This is a genomic window from Aestuariimicrobium sp. G57 (genome assembly GCF_050110855.1).
In the GTDB taxonomy this organism is placed as follows: Bacteria; Actinomycetota; Actinomycetes; order Propionibacteriales; family Propionibacteriaceae; genus Aestuariimicrobium.
This window is the reverse complement of the sequence record NZ_JBNINW010000003.1, coordinates 130,738-156,986: the sequence shown is the minus strand read 5'-3', so window position 1 is coordinate 156,986 and position 26,249 is coordinate 130,738. Positions and strand designations below refer to the sequence as shown.

The window sequence follows — 26,249 nt, the reverse complement described above, 5'->3', positions numbered from 1 at the left end:
GGCAAGTGTGGTCGTCACACCATGGGACGAGCAATGCTGGCCGCCACCAGGAGCCGGGCGACGGCCGTGGCCGACCTCTGCCGGGCGACGACCTCAGCGAGGTCGGCCAGCCGCGCGCTGCCCGCAGCCCGCAGGTGCCGGGCCAGCGCCGGCCACACCTGCGGGTCGCCCCCCAACCGGTCGAGGCCTGCCACCAATGTCTCGCCCAGCGCCTTGTCCAGGCCCCGCACGACCGCGGCAGGACTGGTGAGGTCGCCATCGTCCACGATCGCCTCGCCCGCCAGCTGCCCCGCCTCGGGCAGCGGCTCGGCGACGAACGGCTGCACCGACTCGTGCGCGCCCGCCAGCAACAGCGGCGTGACGACCGGCCCGCGCGGTGTCCACCGCCAGCGGCCCGACACGTGCAGGTCGTCCGGGGTTGACTGCTGCCAGCGACGCAGCAGGTCGGCGGTGCGTCCGGCACCGGGCCGCACGCGAGGGGTCAGCGGCAATGCCAGCAATGCCCGATCGCCGGCCGCATCGACCAGCACCGCCTCGAGGCGGCCCAGCGCAGGCACCACTGCCACCTCGTCGATCGCCACGAACCGGCACGCGGCCAGGTCGGTGCCGGCCGACCGGTCGTCGAGCACCACCGGCAACCGCGACTGCTGCGCGGCCAGTTCGGCCACCGACCCCACCCGGAACGGTGCGCCGACCTGGTCAAGCGCCGCATGGGGAATGCCCGTGACCCGTCGGTTGCCCGGGCTGAACTCGCCGTGGCCGCTGATGTTGCCCGACGTGGTCATCACCTGCCCCGAACCCCACTGGTGCAACGGGATGCTGCCGAGCGTGCCCCGGGCCAACTGCCAGCCGTCACGCAGCTGCGGGTCGTCCAGGGTGCGGGTGACGCGCAGCGGCGCACCCGAACGCGCCTCGACCAGGTGGACGATCAGCCGCACCCGGTCGCCGGACTCGATGACCTCGGTGCCCATGCCGACCAGCTTGGCCCGGCCCACCGGTTCGGCCTCGGCGGCCGCACCGGCCACGAGCCGGTCCGGCACCCGCCCGGGATGGTGGCCACGCAGTGATGCGGCCCGGGTGAGCAGTTCGCCGCACAGCGCCACGAGCCGGTCCGGGTCGAAGCGGGCATCCGCACCTGAGTAGCGGGCCGCCTCTTCGCCGATCTCGTCGACCAGGTCGGCCACGTGGTGCAGCTGGGCGGCGGAGGCGCGCTGGGCCAGCCGCTGCCATGGGCCCAGCAGCGCGCGGTGGCTGGCCTCGACCCCCACCCGGATGAGTTCTTCGGTGAGTCGTCGTGCCTCGTCCAGCACCTGGGGGTCGGGCTGCCACGCTTCGGCTGTCGGCGCTGCGCGCAGCCCGGACTGGCCGTGGGTGGTGCCGCGGGCCGCGGCGACGGCGACCGGCACGTGCAGGCACGGGTCAGGACGACGGCAGCTGCAGCGGGCGTAGGCCAGGTCGGCGCCCGCCAGGAAGCGCACGGTGACCCCGACCGGGTGGTGCAGCCGCACGATGTTGATGCCGGCGCTGGTGCCGACGTGGGCCAGGGGCCCGGCCGCGACGAGTGCGGCGGCAGCTCGCAGGGTGGCCGGGGCGAGCGCGGCAGCCAGGGCCTCGTCGGTGATGTGGGCGGGGTCGAAGGGCGTCGCGGGTTGCTCGTGGGGCAGTTGCTCATGGGGTAGTTGCTCATAGGGCAGTTGCTCGTGCGCGGCGGGGATGGCAGTGCTGGGTGCCTTGTCGGCGGGCCCGGCGGCCACCGGTTCGGCGCCGGTGAGGCCCGCATCCCGCTGGTAGGCCAGCACCGCTGCCACCAGGTGGCGGCACTCCTGGGCTGCGGCGCAACTGCATGTCCAGTCAGCGAAGGCTTGCCCGGCCGCCAACTCGCAGCGGGTCGCGTCGTCGAACTCGACGTGCACGTCACTGGTGGCCGACTCGGTGATCGTCCAGCTGGTGGCAGGGTCGTCGACCTGCTTCTGCGCCCGGCGCAGGGTGCCCTTGTTCGTCAGGTCGGCCAGGGCCCCCGCCGACAGCGCGAGGATGTCGGGGCGGGTCATCGGATGGCCTCGGCGACCCATTCGGCGAGGTGGTGCGGGGTCATGGCGCCGACCTGGGCGCCGACCCCCTGAAGCCGGGCACCCAGGGCCTTGTCCCAGTCGCTGTGGCCGTCCTCGGTCAGGGCGCCCAGCACCAGCACCCGGGTGCCCTGCTGGCACAGCTGGGTGACCGTCGAGACCAGGTTGCCCTGCGCGGCACCCTCGTACAGGTCGGTGATCACCACGACCATGGCCCGCCGTGGCTCGGTGACCAGCTGCGCGCAATAACGCACCGCCTTGCCGATGTCGGTGCCGCCACCCAGTTGCACCCGCATCAGGGTCTCGACCGGGTCGGCCGCGTCGGATGTGAGGTCGACCACCTCGGTGTCGAAGGCCACCAGGTGGCAGCGCAGCGCGGGGATGGAACCGAACACCGATGCGGTCACGGCGCTGTGGATCACCGAATCGAGCATCGAGCCCGACTGGTCGACGGCGATGATCACCTGCCAGCGTTCCGACTCGCGCACGGTGCGGGCGCTGAACAGCGGCTCGCGGATCACCAGCCGCCCGGTGGCCGGGTCGACATGCTTCAGGTTCGCCCTGATTGTGGCGCGTGGGTCGAAGTTGCTGGCGACCTTGAACCGGCTGCGCCGGTGCGGGTGCCGGCGCCCGGTGAGCGCCATCCTGATGCGTGGACGCATTCTGGCGACCAGGTCGTCCACGACGCGGCGCACCAACTGGCGGGCCGCTGCCAGCACCTGGTCACTCATCAGGTGCTTGGTGGCCAGCACGGCCTTGAGCAGTGTCTCGGAAGGTTCGACGCGGTCCAGCAGCTGTTCGTCGGTGACCAGTTCGATCATTCCGTAGCGTTCCAGGGCATCGCGCTGCAGCAGGTCGATGGTCTGGCGCGGGAACAGGGTGTGTACGTCGTTGACCCATTGCGGCACCGTCAGCATCGACGGCCCGTCACCGCCCCGGGTGCCGCCCTCGCGGTCAGCAGTGCTTTCGCGGTCGTAGAGAAAGCCCAGGGCGCGGTCTCGTTGGGCCTGCTCGCCGGTGAGCTCGCCCAGCCGTTCCGAGCCCTCACCGAGCACCAGCCGCCAGCGCTGCCGGCGGGTGGCGTCCGTGGGGGTGGGTTCGGGGTTGTGGACGGGGTCGGCCATCACAGCACCCCCTCACCGAGCAGCGCGCTGATCGTGGCCGCCAGGTCGGCCTCGAACGCGGCCACCTCGACCGCTTCGGCGGTGGTGCCGACGAACGGTGCCAGCGCCTCGGCGGCCAGTTCACCCAGCAGCACCCGTGCGACCCGGTCACGGTCGCGCGGTGGGTAGCGGCTGAATGCCCGACGCAGCCCCGGCACGGCAGACAGGAATTCGTCATCGCCCAGGGCCGTGACGATGTCGTCGAGCCGCTGCACCAGGGTGGGCCGACGCAGCGCTGACTCCCGGGCCACGGTCAGCAGCCCTGCGACGAAATCGCCCAGCTGGTCCGGTGTCGAGACCCTGGCGAGCCCGTCAGCGAGGGCGCCGTCGTCGATGGCGCTGGTCAGCCAGCGCCCGCCGAGGGCGGCCCCGCGCAGTTCGGCGGCCTGGTCGGTGTCGTCCAGCACCGTCGCCAGTGCACTGTCCCAGTCGTCGGCGTCGAGGTCGAGCACGGTGGCCGTGCGTTCCAGGGTGTCGGTCGCGACCTTGATGGCCGTCACGATGCCCTCGGTGGCCGGGCCGTCGGCGGTGTGGCCCAGGCGCTCGAGCAGGCGGCAGCAGCGGCCGAAGGCCACCTGCACCAGCGTGCCCAGGTCGGTGCGGCCCGTCGTGCGCAGCAGCGGGTCGTAGCGATAGAGCCGCATGAGCAGGTCGAGCGCCGCACCCACCCCGGCGAGGTCGCCGCTGGTGGCCAGCACCCGTGCGGTGCGTGCCTGGAATGCTGCCGACAGTGACTCGACGCCGCACAGCGCGGCCTTGAGCAGCACCGCGGCAGTGGCCCGGGGGTCGTCGTCGGCGGTGCGGGCCTCATCAAGCAGCCGGGCCGTCACGGCCGCCTCGACCGTGGCGCCGAACCGTGAGGCGACCACCAGGCTGCCCTCGTACTCGGGTGACCACGCCAGCCGCCACGTCTCGACGCCGTCCGACTCGGCGCCGGCGAGCAGGTCTGCGACCGGCACCTCGAGCACCGCCAGGCTGTGCAACAGGCGTGAGCGGGACAGCCCCGCACGGTCGGTGAGGTCGGCCTGTTCGCGTCGTGGCGTGGGGTCGGGGACGAGCCCGTGCGCCCGCAGCGCAGTGGTGATCTCGGTGACCAGCGGGGGTTGTTTCGTGCCGGGGGCCAGCCGGCCCAGCCGGTCGCCCCTCAGCACCAGGCGCACCCGGTGCAGCAACGGATGGTCGTCGCCCGCGTCGTCCTTGACGAGCGCGCTCGACAACGCGTCGAGCAGGTCGGTGCGCCACAACACGACGTGACCACGCAGCTGGGCCAGCCCGCGGGCGGTCGCGAGCACCGCGATCAGGTCGGCGGGCGAGACGAACTGCCCGGCAGCCCGCAGGTCGGCCGCGACCACCTGCAGCAGTCGTTCGACGGTGTCGGTGCGCCCGGCCAGCCGGTCGCGCCACACGGCGTCATAGAAGCCGGGCGTGGGCTGGCCCGCGTTGTAGCCGTCGAGCGCGTCGAGGGCGGCGTACGAGGTGGGGGTCAGGGCGATGCCGTAGCGTTCGTCGCCGGGTGCGGGACGATGCACCTCAACGGCTGGGCCGGGGTGTGCCAGCGCGGCGCGCAGACCGTCGATGTGGGCGGCGCCGCAGACGACCAGCACGGTGCCGGTGGGGGCTTCGGCCAGTGCCTCGGCGATGCGGGCCGCCATGAATGATTCGCGCTGCTGGGTCTCGTCGTCCTCGGGGGTGCGGCGCAGCAGCGAGCCGACCAACTGCATGCGCTGGGTGAGGGTGGGCAGGCCCAGGTCGGGGTCGATCTCGAAGAGCTCGTCGAAGACGACATCGATGGTCTCCACACCGAGCGCGCGGGTGAGCCGCTCGAACGCCTTGTGGTCGCTCGGGTCGGGCTGAGGCTCGGCGAAGCGGTTCTCGGACTGGGCAAGGTCGACCACCCCCAGCCACGGCAGGTCGATGAACCGCACGGGCACCCCGGCACGGTCTGCCGCCACGAACGCCTGCCACTCGGGGGAATAGTCGCACAACGGGTAGTAGCCCGCCCGGCGCTCACCCCACTCGGGCGTGCCTGGTTCGGCGTTGGGCTGCCGCGGTGCCCATGCATAGATCATCACGGGCAATTCGTGGGGCAGGACGAGTTGGTCGAGCTGGTCGTTGAACTCCGAGGGTCCCTCGATCAGCACCGCGGCGGGTGGGTCGGCAGCGACGCGCTGGGCCACGAGCCGCGCCGCCGCGGGGGAATGGTGGCGCACACCGAAGAACTCGACGCGCGCCGTGTGCTCGTCCGCCTCGGTCATGGGCACATTCTGCCGTGCCGAGGGGTTGGGGGTGGGACTGTCTTCAGCGCAGGTCGGGCTGGTCCTTGTTGGCGAGGTCGTCGTTGTCAGGGTCAGCGTCGTCGAACTCCTCCTCGTCGTCGAAGTCCTCGTCGTCCGGGTCACTCACGTGCCACTGCCACAGCACTGGCAACGCCAGGGAGCCGTCCTGGGGAGCGCCCGGCTTCAGGCCGGCGGCGGTCAGGGCGTCGAAGAGTGCCTGGCCGATCTCGGCATCACTGCTGGTCACACCGGCGAAGTGGATCGCGATTTCCGTGGTCTCGGTCCACGACATGCGCTCCCACTCGTTGACCCAGATCACGACACCACCGCGGTCGTCGTCCTGCAGTTCCATCTCGGGCCAGTCGACGAAGACGCCGACGCTGATGTCCTGTTCGACCAGCGATTCGAACGCGGCCATGACGCGGTCGACGTCGGTGGTCCTGTCGGCCCATTCCTCGGCGGTGTCGAGCGACTCGGCCCACAGGTGGGTGGTGAGCTCCTCGGCGGTCTCATCGTCGAGCGAGGCATCTTCTTGCTCGGCGCCCTCGAGCAGCAGGTCGGCGGTGACGTCCAGGTCGTCCAGGTCACCGGTCATGATGCGCTGGCGCACCTCGTCGATGACCCAGTCGACGTCCCTGTTGTCGAGAAAGGCCTGGGCCTGGGGGCTGAGCTCTGACATGTTTTCCTCTCACCGGGTGGTAGCCATGAGCCTGCCGCAGCGACGGGTCAGCCGCCACCCGGGTCACCAGATGTTCACCTGCGGTGCTCACGTCGTCCTCGTGGCGCACGCGGCAGATTTGAGAAAGAAGCAATCCGCGGCCGCTGTCGGGTCGGTGACGCGCGTCAGCGAGCCGCTGGCTACTTGTTTGTCAGATCCGCGGCGTCGTGTGGGGGGACGAGGCATGCGCTGGGCCCGCTCATTGGCCTGGGCGTGACGCTGGGCGGCGTGACGCTCCCCCTGCGGTACACGACGCTCCTTTGCGGGGCACGCCGCTCCCCTCGTACCCGGCCGCAGGGGGAGCGGTATGGACCGAAAGGGTGCGGCGCGCACTTGAAGGGGAGCGGCATGCCCCAAGGGGGAGCGTGGCCACGCCCGCGAGCGTTCGACATCCCCGTCGATAGCAGGCCGTCACCCCCTCGCGTCAACGTCAGCTGTGCTGATGGCTGCCAACACGCGGACGAGGCCGCACCTCAGCCGAGGTCGACCACGCCCACCTGGCAGCTGACGCCGTTGGGCCCGTGGTTGCAGTAGCCGCCGGGGTTCTCGTCCAGGTACTGCTGGTGGTAGTCCTCGGCCAGGTAGTAAGCACCCGCGGGTTCGACCTCGGTGGTGATCACGCCAAACCCCTTCTCGGTGAACCGGGGCTGCACGGCGCTGATGAACTGCTGGGCCGCGGCCTGCTGCTCTGGGGTGGTGGTGAAGATCGCCGAGCGGTACTGGGTGCCGATGTCGTTGCCCTGCCGCGGCCCCTGTGTCGGGTCGTGGTTCTCGAAGAAGGCCCGCAACAGTTCGGCATAGCCCAGCCGGGCGGGGTCGAAGACCACCTCGACGGTCTCGGCATGCCCGGTGCGCGCGCTGCACACCTCTTCATACGTGGGGTTCTCGGTGTACCCGCCCATGTAGCCCACCGAGGTCACCAGCACCCCGTCAAGCTGCCAGAAGATGCGCTCTGCACCCCAGAAGCAGCCCATCGCGAAGTATGCCTTTTCGCTGCCGGGAAATTCATGGTCGAGCCTGTGGCCCAACACCCGGTGGAAGAAGGGCATGGCCAGCGCAGGGTGATCGCGACCCGGCAGTGCCTCGTCCGGGCTCACCATCGTGGTTCTGGTCGTGAGGGTTCGCCACATGATCGCACCTTTCGTTCTCGCCATTCGCGCAGGTCGGGGGGTCAATTTGGGGCCCGACCTCAACCACTTGCCCAACCGCGTCATAATTCTACCCATGACCTCTTCGTTACGCCTGAGAGCCGAGCACGGCTTCGGTGCGGTCGTGGGGGCCATCCACTCGTGGCTGCCGGGTGTGCTGCGCCGCATCCCGCGCACGTTCATCGGGTTCGCGATCATCAACAGCTTCACCTTCGGTGTCGACATGCTGCTGCTGTCGCTGACCCACGGGGTCGGCCACGTTCCCTACCCGGTGGCGGTCAGCATCAGCTACGGCGGGGCGAGCCTGCTCGCGTTCGTGCTCAACAAGGTGCTGAATTTCCGCTCGCACGGACAGGCCGCCCGCCAGTCGGCGCGCTACACCTTCGTGGTGGTCAGCAATTATGTGATCTGGATCCTCGGATTCTCGACGCTTCTCGAGGTGCTGGGCGTGCAGTACCAGGTGGCGCGGGTCTCTGCGGCCCTGATCGAGGGCGCCTACATCTACCTGCTGTCGCGGTTCTGGGTCTTCGGTCGGCGGCGGACCCCCGCGCCCGTCACCCCGGTGGCAGCGTTGGAAGCTGCCAGCGCACCGGCTCCGCTGCCTGTTTCGCCAGGGCCTGGTTCACGCGGCTGAAGGGCTTCGAACCGAAGAATCCTGACCGCGCCGACAGCGGCGAGGGGTGTGCGCTGGCGATGATCGGCACGTCGCGCAGCATGGGGGTCAGTGCCTGCGCGTCGCGTCCCCAGAGCACCGCCACCAGCGGGCCACCGCGGTTGACCAGCGCCTCGATGGCGCATTCGCTCACCTGTTCCCAGCCCTTGCCGCGATGCGATCCGGCCGCTCCCGGCTGCACCGTCAGCACCCTGTTGAGCAGCAGCACGCCCTGGTCGAACCAGGCGCTGAGGTCGCCGTGTGCGCTGGGCGTGATGCCGAGGTCGTCGTCCAGTTCTGTGTAGATGTTGGTGAGGCTGCGGGGCAGTGGACGCACGTGGGCGTCGACCGAGAAGGACAGCCCGACGGCGTGCCCGGGTGTGGGATAAGGGTCCTGCCCGACGACCAGCACCCGCACGTCGGCCAACGGACGCGTGAACGCCCGCAGCACCTGGTGGCCGGCCGGCAGGTAGCCCCGGCCGGCGGCCACTTCGGCCCGCAGGAACTCGCCGAGTTCATGCACCAGCGGTTCGACCGGGGCCAGGGCCTCGGCCCAGTCGGGGGCGATGATGTCGCGCAGGGGGCGTGCAGTCACGGCATCAGTCTGCCCCAGCCGCACTGTACCCCGAACCCACCCTGAGAATGGCAATCCATCACTTCCAAGATGCAAAGAGCTAGTTTACATTTGTGGCATGAGCGACAAGCACTCGATCCTGGAAGACCTTGCCGCCGGCCGTATCGACATCGCCGAGGCCGGCCAACGTCTGGATGCACTCCAGACCCCCTCCACTGACCAGCCCCCCACTGACCAGCCCCCCACCGATGCCGAGGAGCCCACCCCCGAGCCGCACCACGCCGATTCGGACGGCCAGACACCGGACGACGATCGTCCACAGTGGGCCAAGTACGCCCGTGACGACTTCAGGCGCCCTGAGCACGAGGTCGACGACGCCGAAGTCGTCGAAGAGGTGCCCGCGGACGACCAGGAGCGCATCGTCGACGAGCCCATCATCGAGGAACCCGAATTCGAATCACCCCGCCCCGCCGGTTCGAAGGGGGTCGACAAGGTGGTCGTGCGTGCGGTCGGACGCCGTGTGCGCATCATCGGTGACACCTCGGTGGCGACGTTGTCGGCCTCCGGCCCGCATGTGCTGCGCCGCTCGGGCAAGACGCTCGAGGTCACCAGCGATGGCGACATCGGGCCCAGCTTCGGCAGCTTCAGCATCATCCGACCGCCGCGCAGCGTCGACGACCTGCGCACCATGGCGACCGGCAAAGAGCTGGTGATCAAGGTCAACCCGAACATCCCCGTCGACGTCGAGGTGACGGCCGGTGGCCTGCACACCAGCAAGGTGCCGGTGCTTGGCAAGGTGCGCGTCACTGCCGGGGGCGCCACCCTCAATGACGTGGTCGAGGTGACCGATGCGCTCGTCCAGGCCGGGTCGGCCACGGTGCGCGGTGACCTGAAGCAGGGCCGTTCGCGGGTGCGCGTCGAGTCGGGCAATCTGACCATCGTGCTCGGCAAGGATGCCAACGTCGCCGTGCGTGCCGAGACCCAGCTGGGCCGCGTGTCGTGGCCCGGTGAGCAGACCGGTTCGGTCGATGAGTACGTCGTCGGCAATGGGGCTGCACGCCTCGACATCGGTGTGGTCATGGGGTATGCGTCGGTGCGTGAGCATGAACAGACGGGGCAGGCCTGATGAGTCGCCACCAGCACCGCCACTCGTCCGAACCGGCAGACGAAGCCCACCGGGCACCGGCTGAGTGCCCGGTCTGCGGCAAGGAACTCGCCATCACCAGCCTCGGCTGCCACGGCTGCGGCACCCAGCTGGTGGGCGAGTTCGCCCGGTGTGAGTTCTGTGCACTGTCTGATGCCGAGCTCGACCTGCTGCGGGTCTTTCTGGCGTCGCGCGGCAACCTCAAAGAGGTCGAGAAGCACCTGGGCGTCTCGTACCCGACCGCGCGGCTGCGGCTGACGTCGTTGCTGGTCAGTCTGGGGTTGAGCGGTGATTCGGCCGATGACTCGCCGCTGACCCGTGAGCAGGTGCTCAGCGAAGTCGCATCGGGTGCATTGACCCCGGTAGAGGGTGAGCGGATCATCGCGTCGCTGCCTTCGTGAACCCGCTGCCTTCGTGAACAACGCGACAACAATGGCGCAGACAGCAAAACAACACGGCGCCCGCATCGTGAATGCGGGCGCCGTGTCGTGTCTGCGACGGGGAGTGGCTTATCCGCTGAAGGGCTCCACCTTGATGATGGTGAGTTCGACCTTCTTGCCGTTGGGTGCGGCATAGGCGACTTCGTCCCCGACCCGGCGGCCCACGACGGCCGCGCCGATCGGCGACTGCGGTGAATAGACCTGCAGGTCCTTGACGGAGTCGTCGAGGTCGAGCAGGTCGCGGCTGCCCAGCAGGAAGGTGTCGGTGTCATCCTCGTCGCCGAAGTAGGCGACGGTCACCAGCCGGCCGGGAGAGACCTCGTCATCGTGCGCCGGTGCGGCGCCGACCTGTGCCTTGGACAGCTTGTCCTTCAGCACGCGGATGCGGTCCTCCATCTGGCCCTGCTCTTCGCGGGCTGCGTGGTAGCCGCCGTTCTCGCTCAGGTCACCTTCTTCACGGGCTGCCGCAATCTTGGCGGTGACTTCTTCACGGCCCTGTCCCTCGAGGTAGGCAAGCTCGTCCTGGAGCTTGTCGAAGGCCTCCTGGGTGAGCCAGACGACGTTTTGTGTGTTCACAGACATCGGACAATCCTAGCCCGAGACCCCAGAAAGCGCTAAACGGGCTCGCGGGCGCAATCAGGCGGTGCGGCACTCACCCAGGATCGCAGTGTGGGCGCGCAGGTAGGTCTTCAGCGATGCCTTGACCTCACTGTCGTTCGGGCCACCCGGGGCGATCGGTACCGCCAGCTCGCCGACGGTCTCACCCGAGGGGGCCTGCGCCTTGACATCGCAGGTGGCGGCCTTTGTGGGGTCGTCCCGGTGCACGCGCAGCACCACGTCGATCTGGGTGTCACTGATGACGGAGTAGCCAAAGAGCTGCCCCGAGACCTCGGAGTTGTCGCGGTATGAACCCGTCCAATAGGCCCACACCGTCAGCGAGACTGCCAGCACCACGCCGATGACCGTGAGCGGAAGCGTTGAGCGCTTCTTCGGGTAGCGTGCCGCGACGCGGGCGCGGTCGGCTGCGGTGATGCCTGCGGAGGTCTCGGTGGGGCTGGCGTTCATGGTGCGACCAGCCTAGCTGGTGCATGATTGGGCGCATGTCCGACTCCGGCCTGCGATTGCTGCACGTCCATGCCCACCCCGACGACGAGTCGTCGAAGGGTGCGGCGACCACCGCCAAGTACGTCTCTGAGGGCGTGCGGGTGATGGTGGCGACGTGTACGGGTGGTGAACGTGGCAGCGTGCTCAACCCTGCGATGGACGAGCCTGAGGTCTGGGCGAACATCGCGTCGATCAGGGCCAGGGAGATGGACACGGCGCGGCACATCCTGGGCATTGACCAGGTGTGGCTGGGCTATGTCGACTCGGGCTATCCCGAGGGCGACCCGCTGCCGCCGCTGCCCGGGGGTTGCTTCGGGCTGGTGGACCCCGTCGAGGCGGCCAAACCGTTGGTGAAGCTGATCCGTGAGTTCCGTCCGCAGGTGATGACCACCTATGACGAGAACGGTGGCTACCCCCACCCCGACCACATCATGTGCCACAGGATCAGCGTCGAGGCCTACTGGCAGGCTGCGGACCCGGCCCTGTACCCGGAGTTCGGCGAGCCGTGGCAGGTGAGCAAGCTGTACTACCAGATCGGGTTTCACCGCGACCGCTACCTGGCACTGGACGAGGCCATGCACGAGGCCGGCATCGACTCACCGTTCCGCGAGCGGCTGGCCCAGTGGCAGGACAAGGACTACCGCGACCGGGTGACCACCCGGGTGGCCTGTGGCGAGTTCTTCGACGTGCGCGACAAGGCGTTGCTGGCGCACCGCACCCAGATCGACCCCGACGGGCAGTGGTTCGCGATCCCGTTGGAGTTGCAGCGTCGGGTGTGGCCGACCGAGGACTTCGAGCTGGTGCACACCACGGTCGAGACCGACCTGCCCGAGGATGACCTGTTCGCGGGGCTGCGTGATGACGAGGAGCGGCTGCGGGGCGCGGCGTCGGACCACTGGACGATCTGACGAGGGTCTGGCCGGCGGCGGCTGCGGTAACGTTCGCGGTGTGGGAGATCTGAACTCTGGCCTGCTGGCCCTCATCGCGGTGCTAGTGGTCGTGGTGTTCATCATCATCGGCTACTTCAACCTGCGCAAGCATGTGCGGGGCATCGAGGCGCCGCGGGATGCCGAGGTGCCGCGCGGTGAGGCTGCTCGTCCGGTGTCGCCGAAGAGCCCGGACGAGGACGCGAGCAGCTGAGTTCTGGGGGCGTTGTCCTCCCTGAGTGTGGTCCTGCCTGCGGTGGGGACAAGTGTCCCCCAGAGCCGACTTCTGGAACATGGCGAGGTCCGCAATGTCACTCTTGTGCCAGTTGTGGAACATTGTTGGGGCAGCGGACAGCCGCTGGGTGTCCGGGTGCCCCGAGGTCTCAGGCCACCGGTGCTCGGACGAGCCCCGCACCTGCACTTCGTGCGCTGGCGTCACGAGTGCGGCTCGATCTGGCTTCGCGGCGTGCACTTCGTGCGCGGGTGTCACAATCGCAGGTCAGCCCCACCCCCGGACGCCGCAGTTGCGCGGGCTGGGCTCGTCCTCGGGGTCTGGCAGGCCGCCCGGGTGGGTTGGCGGCAAGGTGGGTTGGCAGCACATGGGGATGGGCCTCACGGCAGCCCCCATCGACACCCCCACTAGGCTGGCCCCATGCCGAACCGCTTGGCCGATGCCACCTCGCCGTACCTGTTGCAGCACGCCCACCAGCCCGTCGACTGGTGGCCGTGGGGGGACGAGGCATTCGCCGAGGCTCGCGAACGCAACCTGCCCATCATGCTCAGCGTCGGCTATGCCGCCTGCCACTGGTGCCACGTCATGGCCCATGAATCGTTCGACGACCCTGAGGTCGCCAAGCTGCTCAACGAGAACTTCGTCTCGATCAAGGTCGACCGCGAAGAGCACCCCGATGTCGACGCCGTCTACATGAACGCCACCCAGGCGATGACCGGCCAGGGCGGCTGGCCCATGACCGTGTTCCTGACCCCCGACGGTGCGCCGTTCTTTGCCGGCACCTACTTTCCGCCCGAGCCCGCGAACGGCCTGCCCAGCTTCACCCAGCTCGTCACCGCGCTCGCCAAGACCTGGCAGCAGCGCCACGCCGACGTGCTTGCCTCGGCCGACCAGATCACGGCCCAGCTCGCCGAGCTCAACACCGTGCCCGAGCCCGCCGAGCAGCCGCCGACGTCGCGCGAGACCCTCGAGGCACTGGGCAAGGACTACGACATGCTGCACGGCGGCTTCGGCCGTGCCCCGAAGTTCCCGGCGGCGATGGTGCTCGACGCGCTGCTGGGCAAGGGCGACCCGACCAGCCTCGACATGGCCCAGCTGACCTGCGAAAACATGGCACGCGGGGGCATCCACGACCAGCTGGCGGGCGGGTTCCACCGCTACTCGGTCGACGAGGGCTGGGTGGTGCCGCACTTCGAGAAGATGCTCTATGACAATGCGCTGCTGCTGGGCACCTATGCCCGGGCCTGGCGCCGCACCGCCGACCACGACCCCGACAAGCGGGCCCTGTTCGAGCGGGTGATCTTCGGCATCGTCGACTGGTTGCGCGACGAGATGACCACCGAGAACGGCGGCTTCGCCTCATCGCTCGATGCCGATTCGGTCGACATCCGCGGCTCGGTGCACGAGGGCATCTATTACGTCTGGAACCCCGAACTGCTCGTCGACGCCCTGGGCGAAGAGGACGCCGAGTTCGCCCGCGACGTCTTCCACGTGACCACCACCGGCACGTTCGAGCACGGCAACTCGACGCTGCAGCTGCGCCACGTGACCGACTGGCCCAGGCTCGACCGCATCGTGCCCCGCCTGAAAGAGGTGCGCTCCGGCAGGTTCCGTCCGGCCCGCGATGACAAGGTGCTCGCTTCGTGGAACGGCCTGGCCATCGACTCGCTGGTCACCGCCGGCATGATGTTCAACCGCCCCGACTGGGTCGAGATGGCCCGCCGCGCCGCCGACGCGGTGTGGTCGGTGCACCTGGTCACCGATGCGGGCGAGGGCGAGAACGACGTTCCGCAGCTGCGGCGCAGCAGCCGTGACGGCGTCCCCGGCGATTCCCCGGCCGTCACCGAGGACTACGGCGCACTTGCGCTGGGCTTCACGAAACTCGCCGGCGCCCTGGGCGATGCCACCTGGCTCGAACGGGCCGCATGGCTCGTCGACCAGGCCGACGAACTGTTCAGCGCCGACGACGGTGGCTTCTTCGACGCGGGCGAGGACGACCTGCGCTTCGCCCGCCCCCGCGACCTCAGCGACAACGCCACCCCCAGCGGCACCGCCACCATGGTCACCGCGCTGCGCACCGTGGGCGTGTTGACCGGCGAGGCCCGCTACGGCGAACGTGCCGACGCTGCCGCCCGCACCACCTGGGCCACCGTCGCCGCCGCGCCGCGCTTCGCCGGCTGGAGCCTGGCCGACGTGCTCGTGATGGACGAGGCCCGCCGCGGCCTGAAACTGGCCGACGTCACCATCGTGGTCGACGAGGACGACCGCATGAACCAGCTGGTGCAGGCCGCCTGGCGCATGGCCCCCGCGGGCTCGGCCATCGTCGCCGCCCCGGCCGGCACGACCGGATTCGGGCACCTGTTCAACGACCGCACCCAGCGTGACGGGCAGCCCACGGCCTATGTGTGCCGCGGCACGGTGTGTTTCGAGCCGGTGACCAGCTACACCGAACTCAAGACGCCGCTGTGGAGCCGCTGCTGAGACCGCGCTGCTGTTGAGTCAGCTGCCCCCCTGGCCCTCGAGCGCCGCCTGGCGCCGCGCCACATGGCTGCGGGCATGGGCGAGCGCGTCGTCCATGGCCACAAACAGGTGGTTGTGGTGGCGCAGTGAGTCGAGCACGCCGACCGCGCGGAAGATCTGCTCATGGCCGGGTTGCACGCCCTTGAGCAGCACCGTGATGCCGCGCCGCTCGAGCCCCACGACGATCTCACTGAGCACCCGCGCACCGCTGGCGTCGATGAGTTCGAGCTGCGACATGCGCAGGATCACGACCGTCACACCGTCGATGTGCATCACCGCGTCGAAGACCTTTTCGGACGAGGCGAAGATCAGCGGTCCGTCGAAGCGCAGGATCGCGATCTGCTCATCACCGGGCTGGTCGTCACCACGGATCGGTTCGCGGCTCACATCGGTGGCGCGCACCATGTTGCGGATGGCGACCACGCCCAGCACCACCATGCCGACCACGACCGCGACGATCAGGTCGAACGCCAGGGTGACGATGAACGTGATCACGAACCCGAAGGCATCGGCCTTGGTCGAGCGCATGATCGAACGCGCCGTGGTGATGTTGACCATGCGCACCGCCGTCACGAGCAGGATGCCGGCGAGCGCCGCCAGCGGGATCGCACCGACCGGCCCGGCCGCGACCAGCACGACCAGCAGCAGCACCACGGCGTGGGTCATCGAGGCGAGGCGGCTGCGTCCACCGGAACGCACGTTGACCGCCGTGCGGGCCAGCGCGGCGGTCGCGGGCATGCCGCCGAAGAATCCCGAACCAACCGACGCAATGCCCTGCCCGATGAGTTCGCGGTCGGGGTCATAGGGGCCGGTGTCGTCCATGGACGCCGCGACGCGCGCCGACAGCAGCGATTCGATCGCGGCGAGCGCCGCGACGGTGGCGGCCGCCGGCAACAGCTGGACGAGCAGGCCGGGCGTGAGGTGGGGCAGTGACGGCATCGGCAGGCTGTGGGGCAGCGCGCCGATCACCGCGAGCGGGGTGTCGACCAGCGCCGCGACGACCGTGACCAGCACGATGCCGACCAGCGACCCGGGGATCGCCGGGTGGATGCGCGGGGCCAGCAGCATGCAGGCGGCGACGATGCCGGCGGTGGCGAGGCTCCAGGGCAGGTAGCCCGGGTCGGCTTCGGCGAGCGACTGCAATGCTGCGATCACCGTGTTCGAGGAGTGCTCGCCGACCCCGGCCTGGGTCGCCGAGGTGAGCAGCGGCACCTGTTGCAGGGCGATGATCACCCCGATGCCCATGGTGAACCCTTCGATCACCGGCCAGGGGATGAACGAGACCACTCGTCCGAGCCGCAGCACACCCGCGGCAATCACCATCAGACCCGCGATCACGGCGATGGTCGCCACCACGCCGGCGCCCTGGGTGGCGACGATGGGCAACAGCACCACGGCCATGGCTCCGGTGGGGCCCGAGACCTGCACGTTCGAGCCGCCGAAGAAGGCCGCGAGCATGCCGGCGACAATGGCGGTGACCAGGCCGGCCTCGGCAGTGACGCCTGAGCTGACACCGAAGCCGAGCGCGAGGGGCAGCGCAACGATGCCGACGGTCAGGCCGGCCACCAGGTCTTTGCGCCACGTGGTGCGCAACTGCCTGTAGTCGGCGGGCGAGGGCAACAGGGTGCGCCAGGAGCGCGACCTGCGGGCGGGGATGGCAGCAATCGTGTCGGTCATGTCGGTCTGGCTGGTGGCGCTCATGCGGTGGGCAGCTTGGGCAGGGCCTCGACCTCGTCGACCTGCTGGGCCTCGGTGGTGACGAGTTCGGTCAGCAGGCGGCGGGCGACGCTGAGCAGGTCGGCCACCGCGGGCGAGAGCAGCCGGTAGTACACGTGGCTGGCCCTGCGCTCGCTGACGACCAGGCGGTGGCGCCGCAGCACCGAGAGGTGCTGCGACAGGTGCGAGGCCTCGAGTTCGGTGGCCTCGAGCAGTTCGGCGACGGTGTGTTCACGCCCGTCGGCGAGCAGTTCGAGAATGCGGATGCGCAAGGGGTGCGACAGGCCGCGGAACAGTCCGGCCTTGACCTCGTAGAGCGGGCGCTCTTTCCAGTATGGCGACATGATGAAGTCATCATATGACTGGAAGGGGCTGGTGTCACAACCTCGGCGGTGGGCAGTCGGCGCGGGTGCTCGTCCGGTCAGGAACGCGCGACAGTGAGTGGTTTGACGTCGGATCTGACGTCAAACCACTCAATGATTCTCGGACGAGGCCGGGTCGAGGTAGTGCAACACGAACCGCGCCGACTCGCCCGGCATGCGCCGCACCACGTACACCAGTGGCCGGTCGGTCGTGCCCATGACGCCCTCGCGCACCAGCAGAGGCGCCCCGACCTCGAGCCCCAGGGCGTCCGCGTCGTCGATCGAGCAGGCGGCCGCCGAGAACGCGCGCCAGTGGTGCACCAGCGGACCGTCGCTGAGCCCGGCCAGCGCCACCCGCATCAGGCCATGGCGCACGAACGCCTCGCGGACCCCCGCCAACTCGGTCGAGATCACATAGGTGTTCGTGATCCAGGGCTGCCCGGCATCGTGCATCAGCGTGTGCAGCGCCACCACCTCGTCCACGCCGACGCCCAGGTGGTCGGCGCCCTCAACGAGTCGGTCCGGACGCCCGGGTGCCGGGGCGAGCAGTTGCTCGGTGACCCGCCGCAGGCTGGGGGCATGCCCCGGGGAGCCCGACGAGGCATCGCCGGGTGAACTCCAGTACTCGCCGCTGTCGCCGGGGTGCACCCGGGTGGCGAATTCCACCAGCGTCGGACGTTCGGCCACGAAGGCGCCGCGGCCATGCACAATGTCGATCGCACCTGCGCGACGCAGCTCGTCCATGGCCTGTCGCACCGTCAGTCGGTTGACCTCGTAGCGTTGGGCCAGGTCGGCCTCGGTCGGCAGGGCCTCGCCCGGGTTGAGCCTGCGCTCGCCGATGGTGCGCCAGATGTCGCGGGCGATGACCCGGTATAGCGGCTGCTTGCGCCCGGTGCCGGTCATGTTCACCTCCGAGGGGGTCGATCGTCAGTTGCTCGATGAGTGCCTGTCACCTAGATGTCACCCAAGTCATCTAGATATCTATATGTCCAATAGACAGAAGCGTAACCACAAGGAGTCCTGCATGCTGTCGAAGCTCGTTCGCGGAGCCGCCGCCCTGGCGCTCGCGCTCACCCTGGCCGCCTGCGGCTCGGGTGGCGATGCCGGTACCACCACCGGCGAGGCCAACCCCGATGCCGCCGTCCATGTCGGTTTCACCCTCGAGCCCACCGGGCTCGACATGACCACCACCAGCGGCGCCGCGCTGCGCCAGCTCGAACTCGGCAACGTCTACGAGGGCCTGGTGCGCCGCACCCATGACGGCAAGCTCGAGCCCCTGCTGGCCAAGGAATGGAAGATTTCCGAGGACGGCCTGACCTACGAGTTCACCCTGCAGCCCGACGTCACCTTCACCGACGGCCAGAAGATGACCTCGGCCGACGTGGTCGCCTCGCTGTCGAAGACCTGTGGCCCCGCCTGCGGTGGCACCGAAGAGACCGCGAGCAGCCGCCTGACCGCCGTCACCTCGATCAAGGCCGACGGTGACGACAAGGTCGTGATCACCCTCAAGCAGCGCGACTGGCGCCTGATCGACACCTTGTCGACTGACGTCGGCGTCGTCCTGCCCGCCAAGAACGCCGTCGACCTGGCCCAGAAGACCAACGGCACCGGCCCCTACGAGGTCACCAACTGGCAGCAGGGCAGCACCATCACACTGACCCGCCGCGACGCCTACTGGGGCACCAAGCCGAAGAACAAGCAGGTCGTCTTCCACTACTACAAGGACCCCGCCGCAGCCGCGAACGCCCTTGCCAGCGGCGAGATCGACGTGCACACCTCGCCGAATGCCGAGATGATCGAGCGCTTCGCCGGCGACGCTGACGTGACCACCACCGAGGGCTCGTCGGCCAGCTGGATGACGTTGGGCTTCAACAATGCCGACCCCAACCTGTCCGACGTGCGGGTGCGCCGCGCGCTGCGCATGGCGGTCGACAAGGACGGCCTGATCGCCGCCCTGGGCATCAAGGCCCAGAAGGTCGGCTCGATGAGCGTGCCCGATGACAAGTGGTTCACCGACCTGACCAGCGTCGATGCCCACAACAAGGACGAGGCCAAGGCGCTGCTCAAGGAGGCCGGCAAAGAGAACCTGACGCTGACCCTCAAGGTGGCCAACACCTATGACAGCAAGATCAGCGAGTACCTGGCCGCCCAGTACAAGGAAATCGGCGTCACCCTGAACATCCAGCAGATGGAGTTCGCCACCTGGCTCGAGACCGTCTACCAGAAGAAGGACTACCAGCTCACCATGGTGCTGCACGTCGACCCCTGGACGCTCAGCTACTACGGCAACCCGAAGTACTACTGGAACTACGACAACGCCGAGGCCCAGGACGCCATGAAGAAGGCGTTCACCTCGACCAGCGATGACGAGGCCTACGGCCACCTCAAGACGCTGTCCGAGATCGTGGCCAAGGACGCCGCCAGCGACTGGCTCTATGCGCCCACCACGACGGTGCTGGCCAAGAAGTCCGTCACCGGCATGCCCACCAACCGCATCAACTCCGAGTTCCACGTGTGGGACATCGCGAAGTCGGCCTGATGCAGTCCATCACCACCAGCCTCGAACCCGCGGGGGGCCACGTGCCCCCCGCGGGTGCGGGGCACCCCGTCGCGCCGCGGACGCAACCCTCGCAGCGCTCGCAACGCCCCTGGCGTTCGGTGCTCGGCCACATCGCCATCGCCCTGGTGGCGCTGTGGCTGGCCAGCGTCGTCATCTTCTTCTCGCTGCACTACCTTCCCGGTGACCTCGCCGCCATCAAGGCCGGCACCGAGGCCACCCAGGAAGAGATTGATGCCATCCGCGTCTCGCTGGGCCTCGACCGGCCCGTGTTCGTGCAGTACTGGCACTGGTTCAGCGGCGTGCTGCGCTTCGACTTCGGTGTCTCGCAGCTGTCGAACCTGCCCATCAGCGGCCAGCTGATGCGCATGCTGGCCGTGACCGGCCCGCTGGCCGTCGCGTCGCTGCTGCTGGCGCTGGTCATCGCCGTGCCGCTCGGTGCCCTGGCTGCGGTGCGCCGCCACGACTGGTTCGGACGCGCCCTGCTGGTGCTGACCCAGGTGGGGGTGGCCGTGCCGGTCTTCGTGGTCGGCATCCTGCTCGTCGACCTGTTCGCCGTGCGCGCCAAATTGCTGCCCGCGACGGGGTTCCCGACCGCCGGCTGGGACGACCCCGTCACCGCTGCCCGCTCGCTCGTGCTGCCGGTGATCACCCTGACCATCCCGCAGGTCGCGGTGCTGGTGCGGTTCGTCCGCTCGGCCACCGTCGACGTGCTGCACCACGACCACATTCGCACCGCCCGCGCCCAGGGTCTGTCGGGACGGCGCGCACTGGCCCAGAGCTGGCGCATGGTGGCGCTGCCGCTGTCGGGGGTCATCGCCCTCGACTTCGCCGGCCTGATCACCGGCGCCGTCATCGCCGAACAGGTGTTCGCGCTGCCCGGCGTCGGCAACTTTCTGCTGTCGAGCCTGAGCGCCCGCGACATCACGGCCGTGCAGAGCGTGCTGATGATGCTGAGCGCCATGATCATCGTGGTGATGGCGCTGGCGACACTCGCCCAGGACCTGCTCGACCCGAGGTTGCGCTCATGACCACACTGCGCAAACTGCTGCACAACCCCATCGGTGTGCTCGCCCTGGTCATGACCGGAGTGGTCGTGCTCACGGTGCTCGTCTCGCTCGTGTGGACCCCGCACGACCCCCTCGGCGTCAACGTCCCGCTGCGGTGGTCGTCCCCGTCGCTGGAGCACCCGCTCGGCACTGACGCGCTGGGCCGCGACACCCTGTCGCGCATCATGGCCGGGTCGCGGGTGACCGTGACCACCTCGGTGCTCGCGGTCGCGCTCGCCACGGTGGTGGGCGTGGCCATCGGGGCGCTGCTGGTGTTCCTGCCGCGTGGGCTCTCGTCCGCGCTCGAACGGCTCGTCGATCTGTCGGTGGCATTCCCGACGCTGATTCTTGCCGTCATCATCGCCACGTTCGCGGGCGGTTCAATGTGGGGTGTGGTCGCCGCGATCGGGCTGGGTTCGACCAGCACGATCACCCGGACGATCCTGCCGGAGCTGCGGCGAAGCGTGCGCACCGACCATGTGCTGCTGGCCCGCACCTCGGGCGCGGGGCCATTGTGGCTGCTGGGCCGCCACATCCTTCCCGAAGTCACACCCACCCTGCTGGTGCGCATGACGCAGCTGCTCGGTGCCGCGGCACTCGCCGAGGCCGGGCTGAGCTACCTGGGGCTGGGCACGCCGCCGCCGGCACCCTCGTGGGGTCGGATGCTCGCCGAACACCAGTCGCAGATCTACACCCGTCCCGAAGTGCTGGCCGTGCCTGCGCTGGTGATCGTGTGGACGACCCTGGCCTTCAACCTGCTGGGCGACGCACTGCGCGACGCCCTCGACTCACGATCGGAGCTGTGATGACCGTGCTTGCGGAGAGTACTGGGCTGCTCGAGATCTCTGGGGTCAGCGTGACGTTCGGCGACCAGCGGGCCGTCGACGACGTGTCGTTCAGCATCGGCGCCGGCGAACGCGTGGGGCTGATCGGCGAGTCCGGGTCGGGCAAGTCGATGGTCTGCCTGACTGTGCAGGGCCTGCAACCCCGCATCGCCGAGACCACCGGCACGGTGCGCTTCGACGGCCAGGCTCTGGGCCGCGGCGAGGTACGTGGGGTGCGTGGACGACGCATCGGCTCGGTGTTCCAGGAGCCGATGACCGCCCTGAACCCGGTGATGACCATCGGCGCGCAACTGGTGACCGCGCTGCGGGCCCACGGGCTGGTGACGCGCCGCGAGTCCCGGCCGCGGGCGGTGGAGCTGGCGGCCATGGTCGGGCTGCCCGACCCGGCCCACATCATCGACCGTTACCCGCACCAGCTGTCCGGCGGGCAGCGGCAACGCGTCGTGATCGCGATGGCCGTCTCGTGCGAGCCCGCGCTGGTGCTCGCCGACGAACCGACCACCGCGCTCGATGCGACCGTGGCCCGCAAGGTGCTCGACCTGATGGTGCGGCTGTGCACCGAGCTGGGCAGTGCCCTGCTGCTGGTGACCCACGACATGGGCGTGGCAGCGACCACCTGCGAGCGGCTGATGGTGATGCGCCACGGGGTGCTGGTCGAACAGGCCCCCACCGCGCAACTGCTGGCCGACCCGCAGCACGACTACACCCGCCGGCTCATCGCTGCCGCCCGGTCGACCGGGCTCGACCTGGCCGGGGCGCGCGAGGTGCTGGCCAGGCAGCAACAGGGGGCGGGCAATGAGTGAGCAGGCGATGAGTGAGCAGGGCCGCGAGGCGCTGATCGAGGGCACGGGGCTGGTGAAGCGCTACGGCCAGACGGTCGCCGTGGGTGGGGTCGACGTGCGCGTCGAGCGCGGGGCGTCGCTGGGGGTGATTGGCGAATCGGGCTCGGGCAAGACGACCCTGATGAAGCTGGTGCTCGGCATGACTGCCCCCGACGAGGGCACCGTGCGGTTCATGGGCGAACCCGTCGTGGCTGGTGGGTTCGGCGTGCGGCCATGGCGTCGGCACATGCAGGTGGTGCTGCAGGACCCGTACTCGTCGCTGACGCCGTCGATGCGGGTGCGCGAGATCCTGGCCGAGCCGGTGCGGCTGGTCGAGCGGCGCCGGTTGTCGGCCGATGAGGTGGCCGGGCTGTTGGCCGAGGTGGGCCTGGCCGCCGCGATGGCCGAGCGCTACCCGCACCAGCTGTCGGGCGGACAGCGCCAGCGCGTCGCCATCGCCCGGGCGCTGGCGGTCAAACCGCAGGTGCTGGTGGCCGACGAGCCCGTCTCGGCGCTGGACGTCTCGGTCAGGGCCGAACTGCTGGCCACGCTCGAGCGGATCATCGACGAGCGCGGCCTCACCCTGGTGGTGGTCTCGCACGACCTGGGCGTCGTCCAGCGGCTGTGCCCGCAGACGATGGTGATGAGCAACGGCGCCGTGGTCGAACAGGGTGAGACGCTGCGGCTGCTGACCGCGCCGACCCACCCGGTGACCCGGGCACTGGTCGACGCGGTGCCGCGGTTCGACGAGTCCCGCAAACCCGAAGCACGATGATGGGCATGACGAAGGAGCAGCAGTGACCACGACCGAACCCGTCCAACGGGTGCCTGACCAGATGCCGACGGGCCTGTACAACCTGCGCTGGGTGGGCGGCGGCCAGGCCACACCCCGGCTGCGGCCCGAACGGCTGTGGCGTTCGTCCGCGCTGTTGGCACCCAACCCCGGCATCGCGGACGACCTCGCGGGCCTCGGCGTGCGCACGGTGCTCGACCTGCGCGACGAGTCGGAACGGGTGCTGACCCCCACGGCCGCACCCGGCGACCTGGCGTGGCGGTGGGTGCCCATCTTCGACAACCAGCTCGGCGCGTTCGAGTGGGACAGCCTCGACGCGCTCTACGGCATCATGCTCGACCGGTTCGCGGGGCAGCTGGCGGCGGCTGTCGCGGTGGTGGCCGAGGCGCTGCCCGACCCGGTGCTGGTGCACTGCACCGCGGGCAAGGACCGCACCGGCAACGTGATCGCGCTCGTCCAGGACGTGCTGGGGGTGCCGCGCGAGCGGATCCTGGCCGACTACCACCTGTCGGCGCAGCTGCTCGGGGCGGAGTACCTGGCCGATCTTTCAGCGGTCGCCGGCCACGAGCACATGGCCGGCGAGGCCGCGCACAGGGTGACCGCGTCGCCGGTCGAACTGCTGGCGGCCAACCTGGAGCGGTTCGACGAGCGCGGCGGGTCGCGGCAGTTCCTGCTCGACAGCGGGCTGACCCCCGACCACCTGGACCTGTTGGCCCGCCACCTGCTGGAGGACTGAGATGCGCATCCTGCACCTGAGCGACACCCACCTGGCCAAGGACGGCGCCTGGCATTACGACAAGGTCGACACCGTGGCACGGCTCGGTGACGTGCTGGCCGCGGTGCCCGCCGACTTCCGGGCAGACGTGGTGGTGGTCTCGGGCGACGTCAGCAACGACGATTCACCGGAGTCGTACGACCTGGCGGGCCGGCTGGTGGGGGAGTACGCCGCCGGGCTCGGCGTGCCCGTGGTCTGGGCGCCCGGTAATCATGACAACAACCCGCACTACGACCGGCTGCACCGGCCCGAGGCGGGGCACTTTGCGCGCGGCCTGGTTGACGTGGCCGGTGGGGTGGTCGCGGTGGCCGACACCAGGACCCCGCGGCGCGGGCACGGGTCGATGCCAGTGGGGTTCGGCGAGTTGTTGCGCGAGCTGGCGGCGGTGCCGGGGCACCGCGTGATCGTGCAGCACCACCCGCCGTTGGCGGCGCCGACACCGCTGCACCATGCGCTGCGGTTGCGCGGGCATGAGGAGTGGTCGGACCGGGTGTCGCAGGCCGGGGTGGCGGCGGTGCTCTGCGGGCACTACCACCTGAAGCGGCTGGGTCGCTGGGGTACGGGTCATGGGGAAACAGTGCCGGTGGTGGTGGCGCCGGCCATCACGAACGAGACGGTCGCCGACCACGACGAACCTGGTGCCGAGTTGGCGGTGGCGCGCCATGGTGCGGCGCTGGTCGACACGGCTGAGGTGTCCGCGACCAGGTTCGTGCAGGTGGGCGCGGACGAGCCTGAGCTGGTGTTGCGGATCAGCGCTGAGAAGGTGCGCGTGGTGGCCGAGATGGCCGGCGCTGCGGACGAACCTGGTGGGGGTTTGCCCGACGGCGGGTGAGCGAAACCAGAACGACGTTATGGATTGTTGCGCCACCTCTGGCGCTGTGCCTGCCAGCACCATACAGTGGCCTCATGCCGCCCCTTCGGCGCGGCTGACTGCCCCTTCAGGATGCCCCTCTGATGACCCGCCCCGTCGCTGCGGTCGTGGTCTCGTCAGCGGTCCCCGCGATCGGCCCCGCCAGTCGGTGGGCGATGCCCATCGCCATCATCATGATGGCCCCTCGGCCATCCCCAGCAGCGCCTGCACCCAACGCCGCCCTACCGCGCTGGCGCTGTGTGCCCTCATCGCAAGGAGTTCCATCCATGAAACACCTCTCCACACGCCTGGCCGGCGGCGCACTCGCCCTGGTGCTGGCCGCCGTGACCCTCGGCGCACTACCCACAACGGCGAGCGCAGACGCTCACGTCCAAGTGATCGCCAGCGGGTTGAACAACCCGAGGCATCTGTCCTTCACCGCCAGCGGCGACCTGTATGTCGCCGAGTCCGGCACGGGCGGCGACGGGCCCTGCTTCGTCGGCGGCGAGGGCAATCTGGTCTGCTACGGACCCACGGGCTCGATCACGTTGGTCACCCTCACCAAGGACGGGTGGGCGCAGCGCCGGGTGGTCACCGGGCTGCCGTCGTTGGCCCCGCCGGCCGACATTCCCCCTGCTGTGCAGAAGGGTGGCAGCGCCTCCGGGCCCAGCGCTGTGCTGGTGACCGGGTCGAACTTTGTCGCCACTGTCGGGCTGGGCGCTGACCCGGCTGTCCGGGCCACCCTTGCGCTCCCCACCGGGTTTGGTGGGCTGGTCCAGGGTTCAGTCGCCGGTGCCAAGGCCGGCCAGTGGTCGGTGCTCGCCGACATCGCCGGCCAGGAGGCCGCGACCAACCCCATCAACGACCCCGACAGCAACCCCGCCTCGTTGATCAAGGACGGCTCGAAGTACGTGGTGGCCGACGCCGGTGGCAACACCGTGGTCACGGCCGACAACCAGGGACGGATGAACACCATCGCGGAGTTCCCGGACGTGCTGGTGCCGTTCGAGACGCCCGGCGGCACGATCATGATCCCGATGCAGTTCGTGCCCACGTCGGTCGTCAAGGGGCCGGATGGTGCCTACTACGTCAGCCAGCTGACCGGCTTCCCGTTCCCACCCGGTGGGGCCTCGATCTGGCGGTTCATGCCTGGTGAAGCGCCGACCCAGTATGCGACCGGGCTGACGAACGTCACCGACCTGGCGTTCGCCGCTGACGGCTCGCTGTATGCCGTGCAGATCGCGGCGAACGGCCTGCTCAACGGCCCGATCGGGTCGCTCGTCAAGATCCCTGCCGGCGGTGGCGCGGCGACCCCGGTCGTGCAGGGGCTGTTTGCGCCCTACGGCATGGCGATCCGGGACGGCGCGGCCTATGTCACCACCGGGTCGGTGCTCGCCGGCGGCGGGCAGGTGATCAGGGTGGCGCTGGGCTGACCTGCCCAACTGCTGGCCTGTACTGATGACCGTGTGGCGAAAACCCCGCCCGGACAAAAGCTTCTGCCCCCAATCGTCCCCC

25 protein-coding genes are annotated in these 26,249 nt (G+C 69.6%); 14 read left to right on the top strand and 11 right to left on the bottom strand.

The features are described from left to right. Window positions 1-14: 14 nt before the first annotated feature. From ACQCX5_RS07760 to msrA, 5 genes are all read right to left on the bottom strand, one after another. Entirely contained in the window at window positions 15-2,051 is a 2,037-nt protein-coding gene (locus tag ACQCX5_RS07760) for an SWIM zinc finger family protein (protein WP_434541458.1), read from the bottom strand. Continuing rightward, window positions 2,048-3,193, bottom strand: coding sequence for a VWA domain-containing protein (locus ACQCX5_RS07755; RefSeq protein ID WP_434541457.1), 1,146 nt, complete (start codon window positions 3,191-3,193; stop codon window positions 2,048-2,050). Before ACQCX5_RS07755 ends, ACQCX5_RS07760 begins: the two co-directional genes overlap by 4 nt. After that, on the bottom strand, window positions 3,193-5,487 hold the full coding sequence (locus tag ACQCX5_RS07750) for a DUF5682 family protein (protein ID WP_434541456.1): 2,295 nt from the start codon (window positions 5,485-5,487) through the stop codon (window positions 3,193-3,195). Before ACQCX5_RS07750 ends, ACQCX5_RS07755 begins: the two co-directional genes overlap by 1 nt. 43 nt (window positions 5,488-5,530) lie before the next feature. Beyond that, entirely contained in the window at window positions 5,531-6,187 is a 657-nt protein-coding gene (locus tag ACQCX5_RS07745) for a DUF6891 domain-containing protein (RefSeq protein WP_434541455.1), read from the bottom strand. Window positions 6,188-6,699: 512 nt separating this feature from the next. Continuing rightward, window positions 6,700-7,356 carry a peptide-methionine (S)-S-oxide reductase MsrA gene (gene msrA / locus ACQCX5_RS07740; protein ID WP_434541454.1) on the bottom strand — a complete coding sequence of 219 codons (657 nt, stop codon included), beginning with the start codon at window positions 7,354-7,356 and terminating at the stop codon, window positions 6,700-6,702. 94 nt (window positions 7,357-7,450) lie between these two features. On the opposite strand from msrA, the gene ACQCX5_RS07735 reads away from it, so the two are divergent. Then, the gene (locus ACQCX5_RS07735; RefSeq protein ID WP_434541453.1) at window positions 7,451-8,008 is read left to right on the top strand and encodes a GtrA family protein; all 558 of its coding nucleotides are present in this window, start codon (window positions 7,451-7,453) and stop codon (window positions 8,006-8,008) included. Here the strand turns inward: ACQCX5_RS07735 and ACQCX5_RS07730 are convergent. Further along, window positions 7,929-8,621, bottom strand: coding sequence for a uracil-DNA glycosylase (locus tag ACQCX5_RS07730; protein WP_434541452.1), 693 nt, complete (start codon window positions 8,619-8,621; stop codon window positions 7,929-7,931). The two genes, ACQCX5_RS07735 and ACQCX5_RS07730, sit on opposite strands and share 80 nt — an antisense overlap. A gap of 97 nt (window positions 8,622-8,718) precedes the next feature. On the opposite strand from ACQCX5_RS07730, the gene ACQCX5_RS07725 reads away from it, so the two are divergent. Beyond that, the gene (locus tag ACQCX5_RS07725; RefSeq protein ID WP_434541451.1) at window positions 8,719-9,726 is read left to right on the top strand and encodes a hypothetical protein; all 1,008 of its coding nucleotides are present in this window, start codon (window positions 8,719-8,721) and stop codon (window positions 9,724-9,726) included. Continuing rightward, on the top strand, window positions 9,726-10,145 hold the full coding sequence (locus ACQCX5_RS07720) for a DUF2089 domain-containing protein (protein WP_434541450.1): 420 nt from the start codon (window positions 9,726-9,728) through the stop codon (window positions 10,143-10,145). Before ACQCX5_RS07725 ends, ACQCX5_RS07720 begins: the two co-directional genes overlap by 1 nt. 108 nt (window positions 10,146-10,253) lie before the next feature. Here the strand turns inward: ACQCX5_RS07720 and greA are convergent, their stop codons facing one another. Together greA and ACQCX5_RS07710 are read right to left on the bottom strand one after the other, a co-directional pair. Further along, a complete protein-coding gene (gene greA / locus ACQCX5_RS07715) occupies window positions 10,254-10,766 on the bottom strand; it encodes a transcription elongation factor GreA (RefSeq protein WP_434541449.1) in 513 nt (170 codons plus the stop codon). Between the two features lie 54 nt (window positions 10,767-10,820). Beyond that, window positions 10,821-11,249, bottom strand: coding sequence for a DUF4307 domain-containing protein (locus ACQCX5_RS07710; RefSeq protein ID WP_434541448.1), 429 nt, complete (start codon window positions 11,247-11,249; stop codon window positions 10,821-10,823). A gap of 35 nt (window positions 11,250-11,284) precedes the next feature. On the opposite strand from ACQCX5_RS07710, the gene mca reads away from it, so the two are divergent. The 3 genes from mca to ACQCX5_RS07695 all read left to right on the top strand — a co-directional run bounded on the left by mca (window position 11,285) and on the right by ACQCX5_RS07695 (window position 14,927). After that, the gene (mca, locus tag ACQCX5_RS07705) at window positions 11,285-12,196 is read left to right on the top strand and encodes a mycothiol conjugate amidase Mca (protein WP_434541447.1); all 912 of its coding nucleotides are present in this window, start codon (window positions 11,285-11,287) and stop codon (window positions 12,194-12,196) included. A 40-nt stretch (window positions 12,197-12,236) separates the two neighbouring features. After that, entirely contained in the window at window positions 12,237-12,428 is a 192-nt protein-coding gene (locus tag ACQCX5_RS07700) for a hypothetical protein (protein ID WP_434541446.1), read from the top strand. Between the two features lie 438 nt (window positions 12,429-12,866). Beyond that, window positions 12,867-14,927, top strand: a complete 2,061-nt coding sequence (locus ACQCX5_RS07695) for a thioredoxin domain-containing protein (RefSeq protein ID WP_434541445.1) — start codon at window positions 12,867-12,869, stop codon at window positions 14,925-14,927. Between the two features lie 18 nt (window positions 14,928-14,945). On the opposite strand, the gene ACQCX5_RS07690 is transcribed toward ACQCX5_RS07695, so the two are convergent. The 3 genes from ACQCX5_RS07690 to ACQCX5_RS07680 all read right to left on the bottom strand — a co-directional run bounded on the left by ACQCX5_RS07690 (window position 14,946) and on the right by ACQCX5_RS07680 (window position 17,947). Beyond that, window positions 14,946-16,667, bottom strand: coding sequence for a SulP family inorganic anion transporter (locus ACQCX5_RS07690; RefSeq protein ID WP_434541444.1), 1,722 nt, complete (start codon window positions 16,665-16,667; stop codon window positions 14,946-14,948). Further along, window positions 16,664-17,026 (bottom strand): ArsR/SmtB family transcription factor, encoded by a 363-nt coding sequence (locus tag ACQCX5_RS07685; protein ID WP_434541443.1) that lies wholly within the window; start codon window positions 17,024-17,026, stop codon window positions 16,664-16,666. The genes ACQCX5_RS07690 and ACQCX5_RS07685 overlap by 4 nt, the downstream gene beginning before the upstream one ends. 129 nt (window positions 17,027-17,155) lie before the next feature. Beyond that, a complete protein-coding gene (locus ACQCX5_RS07680; protein WP_434541442.1) occupies window positions 17,156-17,947 on the bottom strand; it encodes a GntR family transcriptional regulator in 792 nt (263 codons plus the stop codon). 121 nt (window positions 17,948-18,068) lie between these two features. Here ACQCX5_RS07680 and ACQCX5_RS07675 point away from each other — a divergent pair, with 121 nt between their 5' ends. The 8 genes from ACQCX5_RS07675 to ACQCX5_RS07640 all read left to right on the top strand — a co-directional run bounded on the left by ACQCX5_RS07675 (window position 18,069) and on the right by ACQCX5_RS07640 (window position 26,167). Beyond that, window positions 18,069-19,583 (top strand): ABC transporter substrate-binding protein, encoded by a 1,515-nt coding sequence (locus ACQCX5_RS07675; RefSeq protein WP_434541441.1) that lies wholly within the window; start codon window positions 18,069-18,071, stop codon window positions 19,581-19,583. Next, window positions 19,583-20,632 (top strand): ABC transporter permease, encoded by a 1,050-nt coding sequence (locus tag ACQCX5_RS07670; protein WP_434541440.1) that lies wholly within the window; start codon window positions 19,583-19,585, stop codon window positions 20,630-20,632. The genes ACQCX5_RS07675 and ACQCX5_RS07670 overlap by 1 nt, the downstream gene beginning before the upstream one ends. Beyond that, window positions 20,629-21,456: an ABC transporter permease gene (locus ACQCX5_RS07665; protein WP_434541439.1), complete on the top strand. Its 828-nt coding sequence runs from the start codon at window positions 20,629-20,631 to the stop codon at window positions 21,454-21,456. Before ACQCX5_RS07670 ends, ACQCX5_RS07665 begins: the two co-directional genes overlap by 4 nt. After that, a complete protein-coding gene (locus tag ACQCX5_RS07660) occupies window positions 21,456-22,298 on the top strand; it encodes an ABC transporter ATP-binding protein (RefSeq protein ID WP_434541438.1) in 843 nt (280 codons plus the stop codon). The genes ACQCX5_RS07665 and ACQCX5_RS07660 overlap by 1 nt, the downstream gene beginning before the upstream one ends. After that, window positions 22,291-23,091, top strand: a complete 801-nt coding sequence (locus ACQCX5_RS07655) for an ABC transporter ATP-binding protein (protein ID WP_434541437.1) — start codon at window positions 22,291-22,293, stop codon at window positions 23,089-23,091. The genes ACQCX5_RS07660 and ACQCX5_RS07655 overlap by 8 nt, the downstream gene beginning before the upstream one ends. Window positions 23,092-23,113: 22 nt before the next feature. Next, window positions 23,114-23,845, top strand: coding sequence for a tyrosine-protein phosphatase (locus ACQCX5_RS07650; RefSeq protein WP_434541436.1), 732 nt, complete (start codon window positions 23,114-23,116; stop codon window positions 23,843-23,845). A gap of 1 nt (window position 23,846) precedes the next feature. Continuing rightward, the gene (locus ACQCX5_RS07645; RefSeq protein WP_434541435.1) at window positions 23,847-24,716 is read left to right on the top strand and encodes a metallophosphoesterase family protein; all 870 of its coding nucleotides are present in this window, start codon (window positions 23,847-23,849) and stop codon (window positions 24,714-24,716) included. A gap of 305 nt (window positions 24,717-25,021) precedes the next feature. Continuing rightward, the gene (locus tag ACQCX5_RS07640; protein ID WP_434541434.1) at window positions 25,022-26,167 is read left to right on the top strand and encodes a ScyD/ScyE family protein; all 1,146 of its coding nucleotides are present in this window, start codon (window positions 25,022-25,024) and stop codon (window positions 26,165-26,167) included. The last annotated feature ends 82 nt before the right edge of the window (window positions 26,168-26,249 follow it).